The 24,284-nt window shown below is 59.4% G+C and carries 20 protein-coding genes; 9 read left to right on the plus strand and 11 right to left on the minus strand.

Features of this window, described 5'->3' with window-relative positions:
- Positions 1-102: 102 nt before the first annotated feature.
- Both EX00_RS06330 and EX00_RS30740 read right to left on the minus strand, forming a co-directional pair.
- Complete coding sequence (locus tag EX00_RS06330; protein ID WP_047455216.1) at positions 103-927, minus strand: UDP-2,3-diacylglucosamine diphosphatase; 825 nt, start codon at positions 925-927, stop codon at positions 103-105.
- A 93-nt stretch (positions 928-1,020) separates the two neighbouring features.
- Positions 1,021-1,776, minus strand: a complete 756-nt coding sequence (locus tag EX00_RS30740) for a glycerophosphodiester phosphodiesterase (RefSeq protein WP_052210679.1) — start codon at positions 1,774-1,776, stop codon at positions 1,021-1,023.
- A 228-nt stretch (positions 1,777-2,004) separates the two neighbouring features.
- On the opposite strand from EX00_RS30740, the gene EX00_RS06340 reads away from it, so the two are divergent.
- Together EX00_RS06340 and EX00_RS06345 are read left to right on the plus strand one after the other, a co-directional pair.
- Positions 2,005-4,317 (plus strand): NADP-dependent malic enzyme, encoded by a 2,313-nt coding sequence (locus tag EX00_RS06340; RefSeq protein ID WP_047455218.1) that lies wholly within the window; start codon positions 2,005-2,007, stop codon positions 4,315-4,317.
- A 167-nt stretch (positions 4,318-4,484) separates the two neighbouring features.
- Positions 4,485-5,243, plus strand: a complete 759-nt coding sequence (locus EX00_RS06345; RefSeq protein WP_047455220.1) for a hypothetical protein — start codon at positions 4,485-4,487, stop codon at positions 5,241-5,243.
- Here the strand turns inward: EX00_RS06345 and EX00_RS06350 are convergent.
- The 3 genes from EX00_RS06350 to EX00_RS06360 all read right to left on the minus strand — a co-directional run bounded on the left by EX00_RS06350 (position 5,203) and on the right by EX00_RS06360 (position 9,691).
- Positions 5,203-6,987, minus strand: coding sequence for an ankyrin repeat domain-containing protein (locus EX00_RS06350; RefSeq protein WP_047455222.1), 1,785 nt, complete (start codon positions 6,985-6,987; stop codon positions 5,203-5,205). The two genes, EX00_RS06345 and EX00_RS06350, sit on opposite strands and share 41 nt — an antisense overlap.
- A gap of 166 nt (positions 6,988-7,153) precedes the next feature.
- Complete coding sequence (locus EX00_RS06355; RefSeq protein WP_047455224.1) at positions 7,154-7,981, minus strand: TolB family protein; 828 nt, start codon at positions 7,979-7,981, stop codon at positions 7,154-7,156.
- A gap of 30 nt (positions 7,982-8,011) precedes the next feature.
- Positions 8,012-9,691: an NAD+ synthase gene (locus EX00_RS06360; protein ID WP_047455226.1), complete on the minus strand. Its 1,680-nt coding sequence runs from the start codon at positions 9,689-9,691 to the stop codon at positions 8,012-8,014.
- 189 nt (positions 9,692-9,880) lie between these two features.
- On the opposite strand from EX00_RS06360, the gene EX00_RS06365 reads away from it, so the two are divergent.
- The 4 genes from EX00_RS06365 (at position 9,881) to EX00_RS30975 (ending at position 13,100) form a co-directional block, all read left to right on the plus strand.
- Positions 9,881-11,809, plus strand: coding sequence for an LTA synthase family protein (locus tag EX00_RS06365; RefSeq protein WP_047455228.1), 1,929 nt, complete (start codon positions 9,881-9,883; stop codon positions 11,807-11,809).
- A gap of 83 nt (positions 11,810-11,892) precedes the next feature.
- The gene (locus EX00_RS06370; protein ID WP_047455230.1) at positions 11,893-12,429 is read left to right on the plus strand and encodes a DUF1003 domain-containing protein; all 537 of its coding nucleotides are present in this window, start codon (positions 11,893-11,895) and stop codon (positions 12,427-12,429) included.
- A gap of 81 nt (positions 12,430-12,510) precedes the next feature.
- Positions 12,511-12,774 (plus strand): CopG family ribbon-helix-helix protein, encoded by a 264-nt coding sequence (locus EX00_RS06375; protein ID WP_047455232.1) that lies wholly within the window; start codon positions 12,511-12,513, stop codon positions 12,772-12,774.
- 5 nt (positions 12,775-12,779) lie between these two features.
- Positions 12,780-13,100, plus strand: a complete 321-nt coding sequence (locus EX00_RS30975) for a type II toxin-antitoxin system RelE/ParE family toxin (RefSeq protein ID WP_404944012.1) — start codon at positions 12,780-12,782, stop codon at positions 13,098-13,100.
- A gap of 27 nt (positions 13,101-13,127) precedes the next feature.
- On the opposite strand, the gene EX00_RS06385 is transcribed toward EX00_RS30975, so the two are convergent.
- The 5 genes from EX00_RS06385 to rpiA all read right to left on the minus strand — a co-directional run bounded on the left by EX00_RS06385 (position 13,128) and on the right by rpiA (position 18,095).
- A complete protein-coding gene (locus EX00_RS06385) occupies positions 13,128-13,553 on the minus strand; it encodes a GFA family protein (RefSeq protein ID WP_047455237.1) in 426 nt (141 codons plus the stop codon).
- Positions 13,554-13,714: 161 nt separating this feature from the next.
- Positions 13,715-15,088, minus strand: a complete 1,374-nt coding sequence (locus EX00_RS06390; RefSeq protein WP_047455239.1) for a class II 3-deoxy-7-phosphoheptulonate synthase — start codon at positions 15,086-15,088, stop codon at positions 13,715-13,717.
- A 149-nt stretch (positions 15,089-15,237) separates the two neighbouring features.
- Entirely contained in the window at positions 15,238-16,623 is a 1,386-nt protein-coding gene (gene gor / locus EX00_RS06395) for a glutathione-disulfide reductase (protein WP_047455241.1), read from the minus strand.
- A gap of 184 nt (positions 16,624-16,807) precedes the next feature.
- A complete protein-coding gene (locus EX00_RS06400; RefSeq protein ID WP_047455243.1) occupies positions 16,808-17,380 on the minus strand; it encodes a DUF2059 domain-containing protein in 573 nt (190 codons plus the stop codon).
- Between the two features lie 13 nt (positions 17,381-17,393).
- Positions 17,394-18,095 (minus strand): ribose-5-phosphate isomerase RpiA, encoded by a 702-nt coding sequence (gene rpiA, locus EX00_RS06405; protein ID WP_047455245.1) that lies wholly within the window; start codon positions 18,093-18,095, stop codon positions 17,394-17,396.
- A 197-nt stretch (positions 18,096-18,292) separates the two neighbouring features.
- On the opposite strand from rpiA, the gene EX00_RS06410 reads away from it, so the two are divergent.
- Both EX00_RS06410 and EX00_RS30745 read left to right on the plus strand, forming a co-directional pair.
- On the plus strand, positions 18,293-18,967 hold the full coding sequence (locus EX00_RS06410) for an HAD family hydrolase (RefSeq protein WP_047455249.1): 675 nt from the start codon (positions 18,293-18,295) through the stop codon (positions 18,965-18,967).
- A 209-nt stretch (positions 18,968-19,176) separates the two neighbouring features.
- Complete coding sequence (locus tag EX00_RS30745) at positions 19,177-20,346, plus strand: retroviral-like aspartic protease family protein (protein WP_052210680.1); 1,170 nt, start codon at positions 19,177-19,179, stop codon at positions 20,344-20,346.
- Positions 20,347-20,450: 104 nt separating this feature from the next.
- Here EX00_RS30745 and EX00_RS06420 read toward each other — a convergent pair whose 3' ends face one another.
- Entirely contained in the window at positions 20,451-22,352 is a 1,902-nt protein-coding gene (locus tag EX00_RS06420; RefSeq protein WP_047455251.1) for a L,D-transpeptidase family protein, read from the minus strand.
- A 412-nt stretch (positions 22,353-22,764) separates the two neighbouring features.
- On the opposite strand from EX00_RS06420, the gene fumC reads away from it, so the two are divergent.
- Positions 22,765-24,156 (plus strand): class II fumarate hydratase, encoded by a 1,392-nt coding sequence (gene fumC / locus EX00_RS06425; RefSeq protein ID WP_047455253.1) that lies wholly within the window; start codon positions 22,765-22,767, stop codon positions 24,154-24,156.
- Positions 24,157-24,284: the final 128 nt, after the last annotated feature.

Consider the following 24,284-nt stretch of genomic DNA (forward strand, 5'->3'; position numbering starts at 1 on the left):
TGGCCTTGCCGCAACGTTTCAGCCTAAAATGACGAAAGCGGCCGGATCGCGGCGATCAATAATTGTGACGGATGGTTATCAGACCCGTGAGGCGGCGAAATATTACGCCGCCTGCGCTCCAAGCGCTTCGGGCAGTTTCTCATCGGCAACGCCAATCAGCTGGGTCTCGGTAATCGACCGCCAGGTGATCAGCTCGAATGTGCCGTCCTCATGCTCGGCGATCGCCGTGCAGCTTTCGACCCAATCGCCGGTATTGATATAGCGGATGCCATCGAAGTCCTCGATGACGGCATGATGGATGTGTCCACAGATAACGCCGTCCGCATCGCTGCGCTTGGCCTCTTCGACCACGACGCGCTGGAACTCGCCGATGAAGTTGACGGCATGCTTGACCTGAAGCTTCGCCCAGGCTGAGAAAGACCAGTAGGGCATGTTCAGGCGGCGGCGAACCGCGGCAAGTCCGATATTGATCAGGATCGCCATGTCATAGGCCCAGTCGCCGAGATAGGCGAGCAGGCGGGCGTTGCGGACGACGACGTCGAATTCGTCGCCATGCAGGACGAGGTACTTCTTGCCGTCGGCGGTCTCGTGGATGGCACGCTGGGCCACCTCGATGCCGCCAAAATGCGTGCCGGGGAAATCGCGCAGGAATTCGTCATGATTGCCAGGGATATAGACGATGCGCGTGCCCTTGCGCGCCTTGCGCAGCAGCTTCTGCACGACGTCGTTGCAATCCTGCGGCCAGTACCAATTGCGCTTCAACCGCCAGCCATCGATGATGTCGCCGACGAGGTAGATGGTGTCGGCGTCATGAAGACGCAGAAAATCGAGAAGAAAGTCCGCCTTGGCCGCTTTCGAGCCAAGGTGCACGTCAGAAATGAACAGCGTTCGATATCGCCGGGTGTCCATGTTTTCATTCACGAACATTTGTCCGTGCCCTATCCTACGTTGGCTAATCCAAAATCAGACTCGTGTTTCAGGAAGATGACAAATGCTGTGCGGAGCGCTCGCGGCAGGAAATCAGTCGCGTTTTGCAGCCATGGCGAGATCTGGCCGATCGGTTGTGAAACTGGCCACCCCGAGACGGAACATCGCCCGCGCCATCTCGCTCGTATGCGCCGCCCAGCCATGCACCGTCACACTGTTCCTTCCGAACAGGTCCATCACCTCGATGTCGATGGTCTCTGCGCGCAAGGCAATGTCCCGGACGCCAAACCGGCTGAGCGCGGCAAGGGTGCCCTCCCAACCGAGCTGCGAGACCGTTTGCGGCGAGCAGAGAAAGACGAAACCGAGGAGCTCGCCGACATTCAACCCGCGCTCGTTGAGCGCCGTGCCGAAAGCTTCCAGGCGTGAAAGCGAAAAGCTGGTCACCATCGTCCGCCGCAACATGTCGCTCGCCAACAGCTCCTCCGCGATGCGGCCCTCCATGCCGTCGTAGGCTTTGCCGTCCAGCTTCGTCTTGATCTCCAGCCGAAGATCGACCGCCGACGGTCTGAAAATGCCGATGGTTTCGGCAAGAGTCGGAATGGTCTCGCCGCCGCTGCCGATGACAATATGGCGCATCAGCGCGTCATGGCTGAAATCGGCGATCGCGCCCTTGCCATCCGTCATGCGGTCGATAAGCGCGTCATGATGAACGACGAGCCTGTTGTCGCTTGTCTGGTGCACATCGAACTCAACGAGATCGACACCGAGCCTGGCGGTATTCGAAAAGGCAAGCCGGGTATTTTCAGGCCACAAATGCGTGCCGCCGCGATGAGAGGCAATGAGGGTCATAAGGGATCTCTCTGTTTCCCCCTCCTAGCCTCCCGCCATGAACCTCGTATGACGCGGCCGGCGGCCGCCTGCCCCTCTGCAAAGTCACAGTTTCCACAAAGGAAAATTATGGGTTTGCCGCGACAAAAAACCCTTCAGCAGCGTCAAATCCATACTGTGCACCCGGAGCGATTGATGTATGGAGGGGAACTCAAGGCGCAAGCGCGCAGGTAGGAATGGAGAAGCGGGATGGATACGCACGACACATCGAAGGCAGCCAAGAACATGGCGAGTGGCAATCTCGACGAACAGGCTCTCTTCTTTCATCGCTATCCCCGCCCCGGCAAGCTGGAAATCCAGGCAACCAAGCCGCTCGGCAACCAGCGCGACCTGGCGCTTGCCTATTCTCCCGGCGTCGCCGCACCGTGTCTTGCCATCCGCGACAATCCGGAAACGGCCTTCGACTACACCTCGCGCGGCAATCTCGTAGCAGTCATTTCCAACGGCACGGCCGTGCTCGGCCTCGGCAATATCGGCCCGCTGGCTTCCAAGCCGGTGATGGAAGGCAAGGCCGTTCTTTTCAAGAAATTCGCCGGCATCGATGTCTTCGATATCGAAATCGAGGCACCAACCGTCGATGAGATGGTCAGCACCATTTCCGCGCTCGAACCCACCTTCGGCGGCATCAACCTTGAGGACATCAAGGCACCGGAATGCTTTGAGGTCGAGCGTCGCCTGCGCGAGAAGATGGATATCCCGGTCTTCCACGACGACCAGCACGGCACCGCCATCATCGTCGCCGCCGCCATTCTCAACGGGCTGGAACTGGCCGGCAAGAAGATCGAGGACGTCAAGATCGTCGCCTCCGGCGCCGGCGCCGCGGCGCTCGCATGCCTCAACCTTCTGGTCATTCTCGGCGCCAAGCGCGAAAACATCTGGGTCCACGATATCGAGGGCCTCGTCTATGAAGACCGCAACGTGCTGATGGACGAATGGAAGTCCGTCTATGCCCAGAAGAGCGACAAGCGCGAGCTTGCCGAGTCGATCGGCGGCGCCGATGTCTTCCTTGGCCTATCTGCCGCCGGCGTATTGAAGCCCGAACTGCTGGAACAGATGGCGGCGAACCCGCTGATCATGGCGCTGGCCAACCCGACGCCGGAAATCATGCCGGACCTCGCCCGCGCCGCCCGGCCGGACGCGATGATCTGCACCGGCCGCTCGGACTTTCCGAACCAGGTCAACAACGTTCTCTGCTTCCCCTATATCTTCCGCGGCGCGCTCGATTGCGGCGCCAAGACGATCAATGAGGAAATGAAGATGGCCGCCGTGCGCGCCATCGCATCGCTTGCCCGAGAGGAGCCCTCGGATGTGGCCGCCCGCGCCTACACAGGCGAGACGCCGGTCTTCGGACCGGAGTATCTGATCCCCTCGCCCTTCGATCCGCGCCTGATCCTGCGCATAGCGCCGGCCGTCGCGAGAGCCGCCGCCGAAAGCGGCGTGGCGCTGCGTCCGATCACCGATTTCGACGCCTATATGGACGAGCTCAACCGCTTCGTCTTCCGCTCTGGCTTCGTCATGAAGCCGATTTTCGCCGCCGCGAAGATCGCCGAGCGTAAGCGCGTGGTGTTCTCCGAAGGCGAGGACGAGCGCGTTCTGCGCGCTGCCCAGGTTCTGCTCGAAGAAGGCACCGCCGTGCCGATCCTGATCGGCCGTCCCAACGTCATCGAGACCCGCCTGAAGCGCTACGGCCTGAAGATCCGGCCGCATACCGATTTCGCCGTCATCAACCCGAATGACGATCCGCGCTTCCGCGATTATGTCGAGCTCTATTTCTCGCTTGTCGGCCGAAGCGGCGTCATTCCGGAAGCAGCACGGACGATCGTTCGTACCAACACCACCGTCATCGGCGCCCTGGCGCTGAAGCGCGGCGATGCCGACGCACTGATCTGCGGTCTCGAAGGCCGTTACGAGCGCCATCTGCGCATCGTCCGCCAGATCATCGGCAAGCGCCCGGATGTCGGCGATTTCTCGGCGCTCAGCCTGCTGATCTCGCAGCGCGGCGCGACCTTCTACACCGACACCTACGTCACCTTTAATCCGAATGCGGCGGAGATCGCCCAGTCAGCGGTGCTGGCCGCCGAGGAAATCAAGCGCTTCGGCATCGCGCCGCGCGTCGCCCTCGTCTCGCATTCGAACTTCGGTTCGCGGGAATCGGAAAGCGCCACCAAGATGCGCGATGCCCTGGCGCTCGTGCGTAAAGCGGCCCCGGAACTGGAAGTCGACGGCGAAATGCATGGCGACAGCGCCATCTCCGAAAGCCTGCGTCGCCATGTCATGCCGGACAGCACGCTTTCCGGCGAAGCGAACCTGCTTGTCTTCCCCAATCTGGATGCCGCCAACATCACCCTCGGCGTGGTCAAGACCATGACCGATGGCCTGCATGTCGGCCCGATCCTGCTTGGTACGGCGCTGCCCGCCCACATCCTGTCGCCCTCCGTCACCTCGCGCGGCGTCGTCAACATGGCGGCCCTTGCCGTAGTCGAAGCATCGCAGCCGAACTAAGAATATGCCGACAGAACGGCCGCTCCCGGCGGCCGTTCGAACAATCGGGCGATCCCGGCTGGTCATCTACTAAAAATCTTTCGTAATCAGCATGTTTTGATGGGTACGTTGTTAAGCTCCACGGTATATTCTCCCTGGAGATCGATCCGCTTTTCGAAGAGCACAACGTGAGCCGCGGCAAAAAACTCTATTCTTCTCTTTTGCTGTCCATGCTGGCGGCGACGCCGGCCCTTGCCCAGGCGAATACCATCTGCGACGAGTTGCGCGCAGAGTATGTCGACACCACCGAAATCATCGGCGCCAATGCCAAGGCGCGAGATCTTTCGCGCACGATCGTCCAACAAAACATGGCGATCCGGCGGCTGCGGAGCGACATGCGCAATCAGGGCTGCACGTCCGACAGCAGCTTGACCATCCTCGGCTCCGACAACGAAGCTACCTGCGATGACATGCATGATGCGATGGAGCGGATGCGGGATGATCTTGCATCGCTGATGGATGAGCGCGAGCTGAGCGTGACCCGCATCGACGACGCCGGTGTGGAACGGCGCGAATTGCTGGATGAAATGCAGCGGAACGGTTGCAATGCACCGCTGTCGGCCACGCCGGATACCGTGATCGAAACCAGGAAAAAACTGGAGATTCCGGCGCCGACACAACAATCGCTGGCACAACCGGAGAGCTCCATCACCACGATCGAGACGGAAAAGCCCAAAACGGACGACGCCGCGCTGCCGCAGCAGAAGACAGCGGTGATAGCCGCACCGGAAATCACTCCGGTTCAGCCGAAACAACTGCAACCTGATCGGCCCTACGATCCCGCGACCAACAAGGTGCGCCAGGTCGGCCCGCAATTTCTTGCGACCGACCAGGGCACGCTCGATCTTAAACATCCGAAAGAGGTTGGACCACAGCCGTCGCAATAGGCTGACGCATCAGCGCGATGACGGCCTCGTCGCCCGCCTCCCTCGCGAGATCGCGATAGGACCGGCCGGAGGCATCTCTCACGGAACGATCAGCCCCACGCTCCAGCAGGAAGCGCACCGCATCCGCCCGACGATTGAGAATTGCGAGGCCAAGCGGCGTCATCCAGTCTCGATCCGCACTAGCCTCCCCATGCGGGCGAAAATCGCCGAAGCGGGTGTTGATCAGCTCAGGGTGGGCATCCAGATTCGAGGCCAGTTGCTTGATCTGACCGTAAGCAGCGGCTGCAAACATATCGAGCGGCTGCGTCTTCAGAAATTCGACCATTTCCTCCCTGCCATTATACTCCGCCCAGCCGATCGGCGGCGTATAGTAATAGGGATCGCGGACAGTGGTGTCGGCACCATACTCGATCAGCAGCTTCGCCATCTCGATGTGACCATGCAAAGCAGCTTCGTGCAGCGGCGTACGGCTGGTCATGGCGTTAACGTCGAAGCCCAACGCCAGCATAAGGCGAACAGCCCGCAAATCATTATCGCCGGCGGCCTCATGCAACATGGCGGGGTGAGCCCGGCGCATCGCTTCGGGAATGTCGAGGTCACCCGCTACTCTTCTCTTGATGTGATCAACAAGTATCGCCGGATCGGCCGTTGCATCCCGGGGCTTCTGCCGAATGAGAATATAGACCCAATCCTCTTGCTTTAGACGAACAGCTATAGCTCCATGCTGCACGAGATAAAGCACCAAATCCTTGTCATTGCCCAGCCGCGCCCATTCGTAAGGCGTCCGGCCGTTCACTGGCTTATTAACATCGGCCCCATGCTCGACCAGCAACCTGACACGCTCGCCCATGCGCTTCTCGCAGGCCCAGGCCAGCTGATAGTTGAACACGGTCTGCGAATTCGCCACCAGCCGGCCATCCTCGCGTACCAGCCAGTTGTTCTTATCGCTCGCGGAAAGGCCGTATTCCAACAACAGTTCCAAACAAGAATTGTCGGGCTCGAACATCCGGTTATAAAGCGCCTGGCTGTCGTTCGCTTCAGCACCTGCATCGAGCAGCAAGCGCGCGAAAGCCTCGCATTTCGGATGCTGCGGCTGCCGAATCTTGCCGGCCTCGCCCTCGCCGAAAACGCCGGTCAGCGCCGTGAAGCGATATTGGCCGCTGTCGAGAAAGAAGGCATTGGGATCGGCGCCTCGCCTGACGAGCTCCCTAGCCGCCGGCAGGCTTGAGTGACCGGGCAAACGGGCATAAGCGGCGGACATCAGCGGAGACCAATCGAAAGCCCCGCCCTTGCGCTCAAGAAGCTGTGGTTCTCGATCGAGCCAGCGGCTCACGCCGGCGGCATCTCCAAGCACGGCAGCGACATGGATATTTTCCTCAGCAATCTCGGGATGCGCCTCCAGCAACCTCAGTGCCTCGGCGAACCGCGCCGGATCGGCCGCTATGTGAGAGAAGTAGGACACCGTCGCAAGCGACAGGAATTGGTTGGCAAGCTTATCTGCCGGGATTTTCTGGCGATCCGAACTTTCCAGATGTGCCTTCAGCTTTGTCCAGCTGGAGAAGCCGTATTCACGGGCAAGAACAAGCTGAATGTCCTGAAGCCCTACATCCGTGATATCGGCAAAATAGGGTGCAACACGGCTAAGTGCCGACTGATCGCCGGAATGAATGGCTTTCAGAAAAGCCTTGGCCTGTTTTTTCAGGGAATCGAGGGTGGCGTTGCTCGCCAGAGAGCGCGTGGTCACAAAGACCTCCTTTCATTCACGTCCGGTATCCGCGCCCACAGACTGAAAAGAGGTGTGGCAGTCTTTACGTTCTAAGCATCAGGTGGGCCTTGCCCTTCCCGCGGATCGGATGCGCCCTGAGAACGACCAAAGATTTATAACGGGGCACGCGGCCTGTCCAGAGAGGTCACGCCGGCTCATAGCGGACATAGGCGAATTCATCGCCATCGGGCGACCAGTTGGGCACATTGATGCTTCCCTGCCCGCCGAAGAGCTCGAACAGCGTCACGAGGTTGCCGCCATCCATATCCATCAACCGCATGCGAACGTTCAAATCGCGTGGGTGATCGAAGACATCGGGATCGTAGGAGATCAGCACGACCTTGTCTTTCCTGGGCGACGGATGGGCAAACCAGTTGCCGTAATTGTCGCTTGTCACCTGTTGGAGACCGGAGCCATCGGGATGGATACGCCAGATCTGCATCAGGCCGGTGCGGCTGGAGTTGAAGTAGATCCATTGCCCGTCGGCGGAATAGTCTGGCCCGTCATTGCGGCCCTCACCATGCGTCAGCCTTGTCTCCTCACCACCATCGACCGAGATCGTGTAGATGTCGAAGACATCGTTGCGGATACCACAATAGGAGAATCGCTTCCCGTCAGGCGACCAGCCATGCCAGTAGGACGGCAGGTTGATGGTGACCTGCCGTGGTGTCCCGCCTTCAGCCGGCAGGACGTAGATGCAGGACTTGCCATGCTGGGTTTTGTCGGAGATGGCGATCAGCGAGCCATCCGGCGAAATGCCGTGATCGTTGTTGCAGAGCGTCGCAAAGCCGGTGCCGACCTGAACAGGTCCGGCCTTACTATCAAGGGCAAGCCGATAGAGCAGTCCATCGGCGTTCAGCAGCAGATAACGCCCATCCGGCGCGAAATTCGGCGCCTCGATCAACGTGTCCGTCTGCCAGACGATCCGGTTTTTACCGGTGCGGATATTGTAGATCTCGACCGAACTGCGCATTGCTTCTCCACTCGCCGGATGGCGTTACGATCAACGATCGCGAAACCGGTTGGTGATCGGATAGCGCCGGTCACGGCCGAAATTCTTCGTGGTGATCTTCACGCCTGGCGCCGACTGCCGGCGCTTGTATTCGGCGAGATAGAGCAGATGTTCGATGCGATGGACGGTCGCAATATCGTGCCCGCGCGCCACGATCTCCTCGACCGCCATCTCCTTTTCCACCAGGCACTCCAGAATATCATCGAGCGCCGGATAGGGTGGCAGCGAATCCTGGTCCGTCTGGTTCGGCCTGAGTTCGGCCGACGGTGCCTTGTCGATGATGTTGTAGGGGATCACCTCGCCCGATGGGCCAAGCGCCCCCGGCGGCACATGCAGGTTGCGCCAGCGCGACAGCGCATAGACCTGCATCTTGTAGAGGTCCTTGATCGGGTTGAAGCCGCCGTTCATGTCACCATAGAGCGTGGCGTAGCCAACCGACATTTCCGACTTGTTGCCGGTGGTGACCACCATCGAGCCGAACTTGTTGGAGATCGCCATCAGGATGGTGCCGCGTGCGCGGCTCTGCAGGTTTTCCTCGGTGATGCCGCTTTCGGTGCCTTCGAACAGGTCGGCCAGCGCAGCGTTGAAACCCGTCACCGGCTCCTCGATCGGCACGATGTCGTAGCGGCAGCCGAGCGCCTTGGCGCAATCGGCCGCATCCTTCAGCGAGTCTTCCGACGTATAGCGATAAGGCAGCATCACGGTGCGAACCCGCTCCTCGCCGAGCGCATCGACGGCAATCGCCGCACAGATCGCCGAATCGATGCCGCCCGACAGGCCGAGCACGACCGACTTGAAACCGTTCTTGTTGACATAATCTCGGAAGCCCAGCAGGCAGGCACGATAATCGGCCTCCTCGCCTTCCGGAATATGCGCCATCGGCCCCTCGGAGCAGTGCCAGCCATCGCCGTTCTTTTTCCAGGTCGTTATCGCCAGGGCGGTCTCGAATTGGCTCATCTGGAAAGCCAGCGACTTGTCGGCGTTGAAAGCGAAGCTCGCGCCGTCGAAAACATACTCGTCCTGGCCGCCGACCTGGGCTGCAAAGATAAGCGGCAAGCCCGACTCGATCACCTGACGAAGCACAACCTGATAACGGACGTCGACCTTGCCGCGATAGTAAGGCGAGCCATTCGGAACCAGGAGAAGCTCCGCGCCGCTTTCGGCCAGCGTTTCGCAGATGCCGAGATCGTTCCAGATCTCCTCGCAAATAGGAATGCCGATCCGGACACCCCGGAAATTGACCGGTCCCGAGATGGTCCCCTCGTCAAAGACACGCTTCTCGTCGAATTCGCCATAGTTCGGCAGATCGACCTTGTCCCTGGTGAAGATGACTTTGCCGCCGTCAATCACGGCAACGGAATTGTAACGGCCTGTCTCGTCCTGCCTCGGAAAGCCGATGATGACGCCCGGTCCGCCATCGGCGGTATCGGCGGCAAGACTTTCCACGGCTTTCCAGCAGGCGCGGATGAAGGCCGGTTTCAGCACCAGATCCTCCGGCGGATAGCCGGAGATGAATAGCTCCGTGAACAGAACAAGATGCGCGCCTTCGCGCGCCGCCTCGGCCCGGGCTTCACGCGCCTTTGCAAGGTTGCCTGAGACATCGCCGACCGTCGGATTGAGCTGTGCGACAGCGATGCGGATCGTCTGGGTGATGGGGCTTTGTTCTATCATGCCATATATTTAACGACGGCGCCCCCGTTCCGCAACAGCCTTTGGCTGCCGTCGCGCGCGAAAGATAGCGGCGCTCGCGCAGGCGGTACTTTGTCACCGAAAAATACTAAGCAAGCCTTGCGGTTCATCCGGCATTCATGACAAAGGAGTGACACTTCTGTGAAACATTTATAACATACGGAGAGATCGGTGATCGCCCCGGTATCCAGTCCCGCATTGGCAGGCAAGCCCGCCATTCTACAAAAGCTTGGCACAGCGAGGCAGCAATCGGCGGCTCTGCGCCAGCTACTCAGCCTTCTCCTGACCTTCCTGTCCTCGCTGTTGATTGTCATCGCGGTTGAGTGGGTTGCACGCGGCGAGCTGACGAATATCCCGGCCTATTTGCTGTCCCTCAGTCAGCCTGCCTTTACCACCGTCGGCATCGTCATGCTGTTGATACTGCTGCTCGATGCCCTGTTCGGCCGCGCGCATCAGTCGCTCTTGGTGGTCGCACCTCTGGTCCTCATCCCGGCCTTCCTCTCCAACCAGAAGCAGCACTATCTCTCCGACCCGCTGTATCCCTCGGATTTCTTGTTTGCGCGCCAGATCATGGAACTCATGCCGGTGATGGTGCGCGAGCGGCCATGGACCGCCGTTGCGCTCGCATTCGGTATCATCGCCTCGATCGCCGCCCTCACCCTCCTCTGGCGCTATGCCTGGCGGCATGCCGCAACGCTTTCGCGCCAGGCGAGGGTCATGCGGCTCTCCGTTTGCCTGCCTCTCGCGGCTCTTTTCGTCTCGCAGATGGACGCGACGCAATATTCGTTCATCCGCGAGAAACTGCGCATCATCCCCATCGTCTGGGATCAAAAGGAAAATTACAGCTACAACGGCTTCATCATCGCCTTCTCGCTGAACCTGCCGATGGCCGATGTCAAAGTGCCCGCAGGGTACGGGCAGAATGCGATGGACGCGATACCCGCTCGCAACTACGGCTATCTGCCCGGTCCGCGCCAAAAGCCTGATGTCATCATGCTGATGAGCGAATCCTTCTGGGATCCGACCCGGCTTTCCAACCTGACCTTCACGCCGGACCCGATGCCGACGATCCGCGCGGCGCAATCCGGCCATGTCTTCTCGCCGGAATTCGGCGGCATGACCGCCAATGTCGAGTTCGAGGCCCTGACCGGCTTCTCCAACGCCTTCCTGCCCTATGGCAGCATTCCCTATCAGCAATATGTCCGCAAACCGATGCCGTCGCTCGCCACCTTCTTTCGCGGTCAAGGCTATGCGGCACGCGCGCTCCATCCGTTCAGCGGCTGGTTCTGGAACCGCAACGAGGTCTACAAGGCTTTCGGTTTCGAGGAATTCCACACGGAAGACACGATGCCGCCGATGGAAAAGCGCGGCATTTTCGCCTCGGACGACTCGCTGATGAAGGAGATCATGCACGAGGGAGACGAGATGGACCGGCCGTTCTTCTTCTTCGCCGTCACCCTGCAGGGCCACGGCCCCTATGAACCGAACCGCTATGCGGAGAACACAATCGACATCAAGGGAGACCTGACGGACGCTGATCGCGACACGCTCGCGACCTACGCGCAAGGCGTGCGCGAATCCGATCAAAGCCTGAAGATGCTGATGGACTGGGCCGCCAAGCGTGACCGCGAAACGATCATCGTTCTCTGGGGCGATCATCTGCCGCCGCTCGGCAGCGTCTATCCGAACACCGGCTACATGCCCGAGCAAGTGGCATCTAGAAAAGCGCCGCTCGACGTGATGAAGCGGGAGCACGAAACACCGCTGGTCATCTGGTCGAGCAAGAAGGGCGTACGCAAGGATGTCGGCACGATCAGCCCGTCGCAGCTCCCCTATCACATCCTGAAGACCGCGGGCTACGAGCACCCCTTCTACACCGGCTTTCTCGGCCGGGTGCAGAAGAAGTACAACATCGTCGATCGCTATCAGCTCGCGACGCGCGACAACCAGACCTTTCCGGACTGGTCCCGCAACGAACACGACCTCGATCCCATGATGCGCGACTACCGCTATCTGCAGCACGACGTGATGTTCGGACGGGAATACGGGCTCGACCGCTTCTTCCCGTCACATGCCTGGCTGGTCAACCAGGGCAGCTAGGCTGCGACCCTTTTCACGTTGCATTTCCATCGGGCAGTCGAATACTTGGCACTCAAAGGCGATCGAGTCCTTGGAGTGTTCCCATGTATAATCTGCCCAATTTCGTTCATCAGCATTTCGACAAGACGGCCGAGGAGCTTGGCGAGGTCGAAAAGCGCGTGCTGAAAAAGGCGCATGAGCGCAAGATCGTTTCCACCGACATCAATGCGGCCTTCTCCGCCAAAGCGTCTTACGGCGAACGCCTCGCGGACGGCATCGCCCGTGTCGGCGGCTCCTGGTCCTTCATCATCTGCTTCCTGCTGTTCCTGGTCTTCTGGTGTATCGTCAACACCATCGTTCTCCTCACCCGCGCCTTCGATCCCTACCCCTTCATCTTCCTCAATCTCGTCCTCTCCATGATCGCCGCCATCCAGGCGCCGATCATCATGATGTCGCAGAACCGCCAGACCGAACGTGACCGCTTCGAGGCCGCCAAGGATTACGAGGTCAATCTCAAGGCCGAACTCGAAGTTCTGTCGTTGCACCAAAAGATCGACCTGCAGGTACTGACAGAACTCGTGGCAGTGCGAGAAGAAGTCGCGAAACTGAGCAAGCTCGTGGCGGAGAAGAGTAGGAGCTGACGGGGAATCTGTTGCCCCGTCCTCGAAAATTGACTTTCAGCGCATCCTCTGTATTTTGTAATACAAAAGGAGATAAAGTTGATGAAAAATCAGAGTGGGCTTTCGGATCCTATTACGCTCCGGGTTCCCGTTGACATCCTCGCCGAGATCCAAGAGATCGCCGAGGTCTGCGAGCGGACGCGTAGCTGGGTCTTTGTGCGGGCGCTCAAATCCTATCTGGCGGCCGAAGGTCGCGAGGTGCTGGAAATTGCAAAGGCTCGCCGCGATATGGCAAACGGCGACGCATATGATGTTGACGATGTCATCAGCGAAGTGGCGAAGGTCGTCAAAGGGGCCGCCGCTTGAAAAGAATTCGCCTTTCGGCAGGCGCCAGAGCCTATATCAGGTCCGAAGCGCAATATCTGAAGGATAGAAGTCCGGCGGCAGCTCTGCGCTTTCTCGACGATCTGAGCAGGCTAAAAACAAACTTACTTCTTTTTCCTCAAATGGGTTTTCGAAGCGACGAACTGCCAGTCCCCGGGATTTTGCGATTTACGATGGGAGATTATCTCATCGACTACGAAATTGCCGATGACCTGATAGAGATCAGAGCCATTCGCCACGGTCACCAAAGACCTCCGGGTCTCCCAATCGATGATGATTTCGATTACGAAAATGGCGATCCAGAATAGCCCAAAACTTGACGGCACCGTGCTTGATCAGTCTGACGGCCCCGCCGTCAGCAGCCCCGGTCGTCCTCGCCGATATTGCGGCAGCCCATCGCCAATCTCGTAGAAATCGCCCTTGTCGGCGCAATAAATATGGTAGCCAAGTTTCAGCTCGCTCGGCTGATCGAACAGGCCGGCCATAATGGAGATATTGTCAGAACTGTCCGCCGACCAGAAAAGCGCCGAACCGCAGATGCGGCAGAAACCTCGGCGGGCAAAGGAGCTGGCGCGATACCAGGTGATCGCCTCTTCGCCTTCGATGGCAATGTTGCCGCGAGGCACGTCGGTTGCGGCATAATAAAGCCCCGTCTGCTTACGGCATTGCGAGCAATGACAGGCAACGACCTCCCGTAACGCGCCGTGTGTCTTGAAACGTACGGCTCCGCAAAGGCAAGCGCCGGTGTGTTCGTCGTTCATGCTGATCCCCTTCGTTTCCCCGCAATCTTGACGAGGACGCGATCAGCGTCAAACGCAAAGAAATGAAACAATCTTCAGCCGGATTGATTGCAGATGCACAAAAACAAACGGGCCGGTTTCTGGACCGGCCCGTTCACAAGGAATGATTTGGTAGCTCTCGATCAGCCGTGCGCGGCGAGGCGCTTCTCGTCGCGTCCTCCCTTCATGCGTTCGGCGAGCAGGAAGGCCAGTTCCAGGGCCTGATCGGCATTCAAGCGCGGGTCGCAATGCGTGTGGTAGCGATCCTGAAGATCGTCGGCGCCGACGGCACGGGCGCCGCCTGTGCATTCGGTCACGTCCTTGCCGGTCATCTCGATATGGATGCCACCTGGATGCGTGCCCTCGGCGCGGTGGATCTGGAAGAAGCTTTCGACTTCCGACAGGATGCGCTCGAACGGCCGGGTCTTGTAGTTGTTGAGCGTGATCGTGTTGCCGTGCATCGGATCGCAGGACCAGACGACCTTGCGGCCTTCCTTCTCGACGGCACGAATGAGGCGCGGCAGGTTGTCGGCGACCTTGTCGTGGCCGAAACGGCAGATCAGCGTCAGGCGACCGGCTTCGTTGGCGGGGTTCAGGATGTCGATCAGGTTGAGCAGATCGTCCGCCTGCAGCGAAGGACCGCACTTCAGGCCGATCGGGTTCTTGATGCCGCGGAAATATTCGATATGCGCGTGATCGGCCTGGCGCGTACGATCGCCGATCCAGAGCATATGGCCCGACGTCGCATACCAGTCACCCGAGGTGGAATCGACACGCGTAAATGCCTCTTCGTAGCCGAGCAGCAGGGCTTCATGGCTGGTGAAGAAATCGGTCTCGCGCAGGCTCGGATTGTTCTCCGAGGAGATACCGATCGCCTTCATGAAATCCATGGTCTCGCTGATGCGGTCGGCGAGCTTGCGGTAGCGTTCGCCCTGCGGGCTGTCCTTGACGAAACCGAGCATCCACTGGTGCACGTTTTCGAGGTTGGCATAGCCGCCCATCGCGAAGGCGCGCAGCAGATTGAGCGTCGCCGCCGACTGGCGGTAAGCCATCATCTGGCGCTCCGGATTGGGAATACGCGCTTCTTCATTGAATTCGATGCCGTTGACGATATCGCCGCGATAGCTCGGCAGCGACACGCCGCCCTGGGTCTCGATGCCCGAGGAGCGCGGCTTGGCGAACTGGCCGGCGATACGGCCAACCTTGACGACCGGCAACTGGGCGCCAAACGTCAGGACGACGGCCATCTGCAGGAAAGCGCGGAAGAAGTCGCGGATCGTGTCGGCACCGTGCTCGGCGAAGCTCTCGGCGCAGTCGCCGCCTTGCAGCAGGAAGCCGTTGCCCTCGGCAACATTGGCCAGATGCGCTTTCAGACGGCGCGCCTCACCGGCAAAAACCAGCGGCGGATAGCTGGCAAGCTGCGCTTCCGTTGCCGCCAGTGCTGCCTGGTCCGGATAATCCGGCATCTGCTGGATCGGTTTTTGCCGCCAAGTGCTCGGTGTCCAATTCTGTGCCATCTCACTCACCTGTTTCCGCGCCTGGTCTTTTCGCCAAGTGCCCGTCGCCGTAAATTGTGCGCGCTTATAAACCTTTGCCGACCACTTGCAAAGGCGAACCAACTATTCGGCAGGTCTTTTGTGCGCCTGGGAATTACTATCCCTATTGCTTACACGCGCTCGCCGTTGCGGATGCGATAGCTTGGAGAATACATCGTCACCAATTCTTCGGCCGCCGTCGGATGAACGGCCATGGTGCGATCGAAATCTTCCTTGGTGCAGCCGGCCTTCAACGGAATACCAAGCAATTGCGCCATCTCGCCCGCATCATGACCGAGAATATGCGCGCCGATCACCTTGCGGTCGGCGGCATTGACGATCAGCTTCATGATCATCTTCTCGTTGCGGCCGGACAGCGTCGCCTTCATCGGCCGGAACTGGGCGCGATAAACCTCGAGTTCCGGATAACGCTTGGCCGCATCCTCCTCGGTCAGGCCGACCGTGCCGATCTCCGGCTGCGAGAAGACGGCCGTCGCGATCAGCTCATGATCTGGACGGGTCGGATTATCCTTATAGACGGTCTCGATGAAGCACATGGCCTCATGGATCGCCACGGGCGTCAATTGTACCCTGTCGGTGACATCGCCAAGCGCGTAGATGTTCGGCACCGACGTCCGCGAGTATTCGTCAACGACGATGGCACCATGCTCGTTGATCGCCACGCCGGCGGCCTCAAGCCCGAGGTCCCTCGTATTCGGCGTGCGGCCCAGCGCCAGCATCACCGTATCCACGGTCAACGCTTTGTCGTTCTTCGTCCGGACGCTGAGGCCCTTCTCCGTCTTCGTCACGCTCTCGATGATGTCGTGGCAGAGAATACGGATGCCCTTGGCCTCCATTGCCTCATGCAAGCCCTTGCGCAGGTCCAGGTCGAAGCGCGACAGGATCTCGGCGCCGCGATAGATCAGCGTCGTTTCGACACCGAGCCCATGGAAAATATTGGCGAATTCCACCGCGATATAGCCGCCGCCGGCGATCAGGATCGACTTCGGCAGTTCATCCAGATGGAAAGCCTCATTGGACGAAATGCAGAATTCGTGTCCCGGCAAGGCCGTATGCAGGTTCGGCGTTCCGCCGGTGGCAACGACGATCGTCTCGGCGGTAACGGTCTTGCCGGTCTTAAGGAGGCGGATCGTATGGGCGTCGACCAACTCGGCGCGCGTATCGAAGATCTCGGCCTTGGCGTTGTCGAGCCCCTTGCGATAGAGCCCCTCCAGACGCTCGATTTCCTTGTCCTTCGCCGCGATCAGCTTCTTCCAGTCAAAAGTGCTTTCGCCGACCGTCCAGCCGAAGCCGGCGGCATCCTCGAAATGCTCGCTAAATTGCGAGGCATAGACGAAGAGCTTCTTCGGCACGCAGCCGCGGATCACGCAGGTGCCGCCATAACGATATTCCTCGGCAATGCCGACCTTCTTGCCGAGCGATGCGGCGACGCGCGCGCTGCGCACGCCTCCCGAACCGCCACCAATGACGAAAAGATCGAAATCAAAGGAAGACATCGGCTACTCCTGCGGAAATAAGGGCGGCGCGCAAAGCGCGCGTGGGGTCGCCCCTGATATAGGATCTTGGCATGCAAAAAGAAAAGCCCGGAACGATATCCGGGCTTTAAATTCCGAGAGCTGGAATGCGTAATCCCGAAAACTCCGAGACTATGTTCGGAGGGGATCACGACAAAGGTCAAGCTTACTTCTTGGTTGCCGGAGCCGGTGCCGGCTGGGCGCCAGTGGTAGCATCGGTCGGCACGGGTGCGATCGGCGCCTTCACCACCTTCTGCAGGGCGTCGCTGCTCTGGTTGGCGAGATCGCGCGAAATGCCCTGCCCCCAGATGTCGGCCGCCTTGTAAAGCTCGCGCAAAGCGACCGGATTGTCCTGCAGGAATTTCTTGCCGGTTGGCGAGGTGAAGAATGTGGCGATAGAGTTGAGCTCCTCAGTCGAAAACGCCTTGGAGTAGGTTACGGCAGCTTCACGCTCCAGGTCAGCGCGGCGCGGCGCAAGAGCAAGCGCGGTCGCATCGACGGACGAATTGATGGCGTCGCCGAAGTTCGGATTCGCCTGGATCATCGTGCTCTTCAACTGCTCGGCAAGATTCGGCAGAATGTTATCGAACTGGTTCGTGACACCGAGCGCGTTGATCGCGGCCCGGGCGGCCTTGATCTGTTCTTCCGACACTTCCTGCGCGCTGACGGAACCGAGCGCGATACCAGAAAGAACGATGGTTGCAGCGGCAAAACGGCCAAGACCCGCAATTTTGATCATGAGTTCAGTGCTCCTATGTATTGTTCGCCTGCAACGTGCGTGCGCCGGAGGGACCGGCAATGATCGCAAGTGTCGCCATGTTGATAAAGAGCCCGTGTTCGACAACACCGGGAATCGAATTTAGCGCAATAGACAGCGCCTCTGCATCAGGAATACGGCCAAAAGATGCGTCGATGATGAAATGTCCGCCGTCGGTCATGAAGTTGCCATCCTCGGACTGGCGCAGGTTCAGAGCGCCGGAAAGGCCCAGGCGGGCGGCCGTCTTTTCGATCAGGATATGCGTGGAAACGAGGCCGAATGGGTTGACCTCGATCGGCAGTGGAAAGGCGCCAAGTGTCTGAACAACCTTGCTTTCGTCGGCAATGACGATCATTCGCCGTGACGAGGCCGCGACGATCTTTTCGCGCAGCAGCGCGCCGCCGCCGCCCTTGATCAGCCGCAGGGCGCTATCCACCTCGTCGGCACCATCGATGGTAAGATCAAGCTCGGGACGTTCATCAAGCGACTTCAGCGGCACGCCGAGCTCAACGCAAAGCCGGGCCGTCCGTTCGGAAGTCGGAACACCCTCGATAACGAGGCCGCTTGCCACTTTCTCGGCGAGCAACCGAACGAATTCCTCGGCCGTGCTGCCCGTGCCTATCCCGAGCCGCATACCGCTCTCGACATAGGCCAGAGCCGCCCTTGCAGCCTCGATCTTCATTTGGCGGGCGTCCATGCGCTACCTGCTCCCGCGTGTTACGTTGGGTGCTGTTTACACGGCTCTCCGGGCAAACGAAAGCCAAAATAACGGTCCCGCATAGAAATCCCGGACCATATTTGAGCGGCTTGCCGCGCCTTTGGTTGCAATTGCTGGCTCGATCTTTTAACTCCGAAAGACTAGCTTTCCTCTTCTGTTCCAAAGGCTGATTCCTCGTGAAATCTTCCCTTGTCGTATTCGATCTCGACGGCACCCTGCTCGACACCCATGCCGATCTTGTCGCCAGCCTCAATCACACGACCGCCGCGCTCCATCTCGCGCCCGTCGGTTATGACGACCTGACGCATCTGGTGGGCAATGGCGCGCAGGTGATGATCGAACGCGCGTGCAAGCTGCGGGATTATACGCTGGCTCCGGAAGAGTTGCCGGCACTCCTTCAGCGCTTCATCACGCACTATAGCGAGACCATGCCGGGCCTGACCGAACCTTATCCTGGCCTGCTGGCCGCCATGGATGCGCTGAAGAGGCAGGGCTACAAGCTGGCGGTCTGCACCAACAAGATGGAATCCCTGGCGCTCACGCTGCTCGAGAGGCTCAATCTGACCCATTATTTCGAAGCCGTCACCGGAGGGGATACCTTCCCCGTTCGCAAGCCGAATGCCGAGCATCTGATCGGCACGGTAGACCGCGCCGGCGGCGATCTCCGCCGCACCGTCATGATCGGCGACAGCGTCAACGACATCCTCGTTGCCCGCAACGCCGGCGTTCCTTCGATCGCCGTCCCCTTCGGCTATTCCGACGTCAGCGTGGAAACCCTCGGCCCGAACCGCATTATCAGCCATTATGACGAGCTGACGCCGGCGCTGATCCAGGGACTGCTCGCAGCTTAGGGCAGCGTCCGGCCAGATGCCGGAGAGGCCCCGCTTTACTTTATGCTCGAAGTTGCAATTGGCCTTGCGCCGTTCGCGCTCCTGCGCCACAACAGGGTTACACAAGCCCCACTTAAACGGGATAGGGATCAGGTGGGTCGGCAACACCGCCGCTTGCCATCCGCGCCGAAGTAAGGGTGCGAATTGCGGTTTAATGGCGGAGCGCGCGCTTGCTGATAGCAGACCCTGAAGACCGCAATAGCGGAAGACTACCTCCACGAAAAGGGCGGTTTGCGCCGATAATCCGTACGCTGACAATTTGCATTGCCTTATGTTCGGCAATTGCATTCTACATCTACGGCGACCGCATTATTGGCCGTGTCGAGGAAGCTGTCGCGGCAAAGCCGGACGCGGCACTCCTTGCCGTCTACCAGAAATTCGAAATCGACCCGCTGCCAAATGTTGTCGCCGGCCGCACGCCCATGGCCTCCTATCTCGACATGCTGCGTCGGGAGCCGTGTGACTGGAATGCCCTTTATGGTTTCGCGGGAGAACTGCAGGTACGAGGCTATCGCCGCGAAGCAGCAAAGACTTTAGTCGCATTTTCCAACAAATGCGTACCTTCGAATGTTGCGCTCCAAAACGCAGCGGACATTCTCGGCGGCCTGGGCGATTTCGACGAGGCGCTCAAAGTCTCGGATGAGCTTGTGGCGATGACACCGGGCATGCGTGATTACTATTTTCTGCGCGGACAAATCCGCCAGAGAGCGAAGAAATATCACGATGCGATCGATGACTACTATTCCGTCATCGGCCTCTCCGACAGTCTGACGACACTCAACAGCCTGGTTTTTCAAAATATTTCCGACAGCTACTCCGCTCTCGGCAACTATTGCGAGGCAATCGCGCCGCTGCAGACCTGGATATCAATCAATCCGGAGCAGAACGATACCGCGGCCGTGCGTGGAATTATCAAGGATTACACCACCAAGGGAAAGTGCGCGGCGAGCTACGCCACGGGCAGCGACCGCTTCCCCACTCAGGGTAAAAGTGTGATCATCGCGAAGGTCAACATCAATGGAGTGGACGGAAGGTTCGTGGTCGACACCGGCGCCGGCTTTGTATCCGTCAGCAAGGAATTCGCTACGCGGGCGAAGTTGCTGCTCGACGAGCGCAATGCGATTTCCCTGCAAACCGCCAACGGCGTCTCGCAAGGACTTCGCACGACCGCCTCCACGGTCAAGGTCGGACGTGTGGAAGCCAACGATGTCACCACCGTCGTTCTAGCCGACGAAAAGGCGTTGGGCGGCGACATCGATGGCTTGTTGGGTCGTTCGTTTCTGTCGCGTTTCGATATCACATTTGGAAGCCGCGAATGGCGGATCGAAACCAAGGATTAATGCCGCGTTTCTCATCCGGTTTCTGATGTGCAATCTGCGCAATACACAAAGAAAAAGGCGGCCCAACGGGCCGCCTTTTTCTTTGTTTGAATATCAAGCTGCAGTCAGATCTGCGCCATGCGGGACTTGCTGGTCGCGTCGAGTGCCTTTTGCGTTGCCGCGTCGCGATCGTAGACATCGTTGAAATACTGCACGACGCCGTTCTTGTTCGGCCAGGCGGTGAAGTAAGCGATATAGATCGGGAATTTCTGCGGCACGGCCACGGCCTTGTTCTGGCCGCCGGCAATCTGCTTGGCAACATCCTCGACCGTGGTGTTCAGGACCGCGGCAGCCATGGCGCGCGGGTCGGCAAGGCGGACGCAGCCGTGGCTGAGCGCGCGCATATCCTTCTTGAAGAAGCTCTTCTGCGGCGTGTCATGCATGTAGATCGCATGCGAGTTCGGGAAGAGGATCTTCAGCTCGCCCAACGCATTGTCGCTGCTCGGCGGCTGGCGAACCGAAACGCTCTTGGTTGAGCCGTACCAGTCGACGCTGGACGAAGCGACCGCGCGACCGCCGACTTCAACCTGATAGCCCATGCGATCGAGATAGTTCGGATCGGAGCGCAGCTTGGGCAACATCTCATTGATGATGATCGACTGCGGAACGCCCCAGAATGGGTTGAACTCGACGGTCTGAACCTGGTTTTGGAAGAAGAAGGTCTGATGCGCCTTGTTGCCGACGACGACACGCATCGACAGCTGTTCCTGATTGTTGTTGTGGTAGTAGACCATGAAGGCCGGCTGATTGATGAAAACATAGCGCGAGCCAAGCTCGGCCGGCAGCCAACGCAGCTGCTCCATGGCGATAACCAGCTTCTGGATCTTCACATCGTTGTTTTCGCCGACCATGGCGCGGACCGAAGACTGACCGATGACGCCATCGGACGTCAGGCCCTTTTCCTTCTGGAAGTCCTCGACCAGTGACACGAGGTCCGGAGTATAATCCGGCGTCCCCAGATAGGAGGCAAGCGTATCCGCGTGAGCCGTCTTCAGCACATCGGAACCACGATGCTGGATCGCCTTGACGATATTGGCCATTTCCGGCGAGCTGCCGCCCGGCTTGAGAACGCCTGTCAGCGAGATGGAAACACTGGTGCCATCGGTGCCACTTGCGCCCTTGAGCTTGGCAAGCTCAGCCTTCAACTCCGTAAACTGCTGGTTCGAAGGACTGCGGCTGTTGAGATAAGCGGCAACATCCGGGCTTGCACGCAACAGGCCGAGCACCGGCATCAGGTTGACGTCCTTGCGCTTGAAGTCGTGATAGCCGGAAATCTTGTTCGGGTCGAGGCGGCCACGTACCGTGTCCTGAACGAACATCAGCACCTTGCTGGACAGCGCCAGCTCGAACTGCATTAGTGCACGGTCGCGCATCTCCGGATCGACGCTTGCCTGGTCGAAGCTCGGAGGTGTCACGGCATAATCGGCGGGATCGAGGCCAACGGAGGCGGCATCGGCCAGAACAGACATGGCAGCCTTTGCCTTGTCGCTGACAGCATTGTCGGCAACCCAGACCAGCGGCTTGCTCTGGTCGGCGTAATAGGACTCGACCGCCTTGGCGACATCGTTCGTGGTCATGACGCGAACTTCAGTCAGGTGATGGCGCTGCGACGCGCTGGGATCGACAGCGACCGGCGTGGCCGAAGCATCGGCGACAGCACCGGTTACCACCGGATCCGCGAAACGATTGGACGCAACCAGCCGCATGGCTTCGGGCTTGTAGGTGTAATATTGCGGAGCATCGACTTTGGGCAGTGGCCCTTTTGCCTGCGCCGGCTTGGGAGTACCAAGGCTCTCCTGAGCCGGATTGTCGGTGAGCGGGGCGGAGACTTGCGTACTCTGCTGACGCCCCTGGCCTCCACGAATGAAGTCCATGAGGGTCATCGCGTTCGCGGTTGTCGCGCCGACGGCGGAGATGCAGCAGGAAAGCGCCAGGACGGATGCTGCGGCTTTGGTGACAAGTTTCATTCTCTAATCAGTCCCCGTGTCATGCTGTAGCCTCGAGACAGGCGGTGCTGTTTTCAAATCGGCCGCGATGTTCCTAACATCGTTTAACCATCAAAATGAAAACGGCCAGCCCCGCCTTTCGTTCAATGCCTCAACTTCGTGTGAGAAAGCAAAGGCGTGCTTCGCGGTTTAATTCACACAAAATTATGATATTATTAGTTAATTTTTTATTGAATTTTCCTGCGGTTTTCACGCGCGCCTAAGTACGCTGCAAAGAATATCCACGGAGCGTGTTAAAAAGAACACGCCTTCCCCGCGCACTCAAAAACATGATGAGTTTAGTCATGAAATAGAAGCGCCAGCTGTTTTCTTGCGCGCCATTCGGACCTATATGGCAGCTATCTTTTTCAACGGAAAAGCAGGACCAGGGATCATGACCTCCACCCGCACCGAAACCGACACTTTTGGCCCGATCGAAGTGGCAAGCGACCGCTATTGGGGCGCACAGGCGCAGCGCTCGCTCGGCAACTTCAAGATCGGCTGGGAGAAGCAGCCGTTGTCGATCGTCCGCGCGCTGGGCATCGTCAAGCAGGCAGCGGCTCGCGCCAATGTGGCGCTCGGCCAACTGGACCCCGCTCTCGGTAAAGTGATCGCCGAGGCGGCGCAGGAAGTCATCGACGGCAAGCTCAACGAGCACTTTCCGCTGGTCGTCTGGCAGACGGGATCCGGCACGCAATCGAACATGAATGCCAATGAAGTAATCTCCAACCGCGCGATCGAAATGCTCGGTGGCGTCATGGGCTCCAAGAAGCCGGTGCATCCCAACGATCACGTCAACATGAGCCAGTCGTCCAACGACACCTATCCGACGGCCATGCACATCGCCTGCGCCGAGCAGATCGTTCACCACCTGTTGCCGAGCCTTCGCCACCTGCATGCGGCGCTCGAAAAGAAGGTCGCCGACTTCGCCCACATCATCAAGATCGGCCGCACCCACACGCAGGACGCGACGCCGCTGACGCTGGGCCAGGAGTTTTCCGGCTATGCGGCCCAGGTCGCCTCAGCCATCAAGCGTATCGAACTGACGCTGCCGGGTCTTAGTGAACTCGCCCAGGGCGGCACGGCTGTGGGAACCGGCCTCAATGCGCCGATCGGCTTTGCCGAAAAGGTGGCCGACGAGATCGCCACGATCACCGGCCTGCCCTTCGTCACCGCGCCGAACAAGTTCGAGGCGCTTGCCGCCCATGATTCGATGGTCTTCAGTCATGGCGCCATCAACGCCGCCGCGGCCGCTCTCTTCAAGATCGCCAACGACATCCGCCTGCTCGGCTCCGGTCCGCGCGCCGGCCTCGGCGAATTGTCACTGCCGGAAAACGAGCCGGGTTCGTCGATCATGCCGGGCAAGGTCAACCCTACCCAGTGCGAAGCCCTGACGCAGGTCTGCATCCACATCTTCGGCAACAACGCCGCGCTGACCTTCGCTGACAGCCAAGGTCATTTCGAACTCAACGTCTACAACCCGATGATGGCCTATAACTTCCTGCAGTCGGTGCAACTGCTCGGTGACGCCGCCGTTTCCTTCACCGACAATTGCATCGTCGGCATCGAGGCACGCGAGGACAATATCAAGGCGGGCCTTGAGCGCTCGCTGATGCTGGTGACGGCGCTCGCCCCGAAAATCGGCTACGACAACGCCGCCAAGATCGCCAAGACCGCGCACAAGAACGGCACGACGCTGAAGGAAGAAGCCTTGGCAAGCGGGCTGGTTTCAGCTGAGGATTACGATGCGATCGTCCGGCCGGAGACCATGATCGGGCCGAAGTAGGTTCAGCCTACAAAGAAAGAGCTTCCGGCGGCGGCCGGGAGTCCACCCCGTTTGCGATATGATTGTCCGTCGACACAGACAATCTCCTATTTTGAAATTCCATCGTAGCAGCCAAGCAATTGCATTTG

Source organism: Martinezella rhizogenes (assembly GCF_000799715.1).
GTDB classification, from domain to species: Bacteria; Pseudomonadota; Alphaproteobacteria; order Rhizobiales; family Rhizobiaceae; genus Rhizobium; species Rhizobium rhizogenes_C.

Excerpts from the sequence above, each read along its gene's own strand:
- EX00_RS06330 (WP_047455216.1), bottom strand. The coding sequence starts at position 927 with ATGTTCGTGAATGAAAACATGGACACCCGGCGATATCGAACGCTGTTC.
- EX00_RS30740 (WP_052210679.1), bottom strand. The coding sequence starts at position 1,776 with ATGACCCTCATTGCCTCTCATCGCGGCGGCACGCATTTGTGGCCTGAA.
- EX00_RS06340 (WP_047455218.1), top strand. The coding sequence starts at position 2,005 with ATGGATACGCACGACACATCGAAGGCAGCCAAGAACATGGCGAGTGGC.
- EX00_RS06355 (WP_047455224.1), bottom strand. The coding sequence starts at position 7,981 with ATGCGCAGTTCGGTCGAGATCTACAATATCCGCACCGGTAAAAACCGG.
- EX00_RS06360 (WP_047455226.1), bottom strand. The coding sequence starts at position 9,691 with ATGATAGAACAAAGCCCCATCACCCAGACGATCCGCATCGCTGTCGCA.
- EX00_RS06370 (WP_047455230.1), top strand. The coding sequence starts at position 11,893 with ATGTATAATCTGCCCAATTTCGTTCATCAGCATTTCGACAAGACGGCC.
- EX00_RS06375 (WP_047455232.1), top strand. The coding sequence starts at position 12,511 with ATGAAAAATCAGAGTGGGCTTTCGGATCCTATTACGCTCCGGGTTCCC.
- EX00_RS06385 (WP_047455237.1), bottom strand. The coding sequence starts at position 13,553 with ATGAACGACGAACACACCGGCGCTTGCCTTTGCGGAGCCGTACGTTTC.
- EX00_RS06390 (WP_047455239.1), bottom strand. The coding sequence starts at position 15,088 with ATGGCACAGAATTGGACACCGAGCACTTGGCGGCAAAAACCGATCCAG.
- gor (WP_047455241.1), bottom strand. The coding sequence starts at position 16,623 with ATGTCTTCCTTTGATTTCGATCTTTTCGTCATTGGTGGCGGTTCGGGA.
- EX00_RS06400 (WP_047455243.1), bottom strand. The coding sequence starts at position 17,380 with ATGATCAAAATTGCGGGTCTTGGCCGTTTTGCCGCTGCAACCATCGTT.
- rpiA (WP_047455245.1), bottom strand. The coding sequence starts at position 18,095 with ATGGACGCCCGCCAAATGAAGATCGAGGCTGCAAGGGCGGCTCTGGCC.
- EX00_RS06420 (WP_047455251.1), bottom strand. The coding sequence starts at position 22,352 with ATGAAACTTGTCACCAAAGCCGCAGCATCCGTCCTGGCGCTTTCCTGC.
- fumC (WP_047455253.1), top strand. The coding sequence starts at position 22,765 with ATGACCTCCACCCGCACCGAAACCGACACTTTTGGCCCGATCGAAGTG.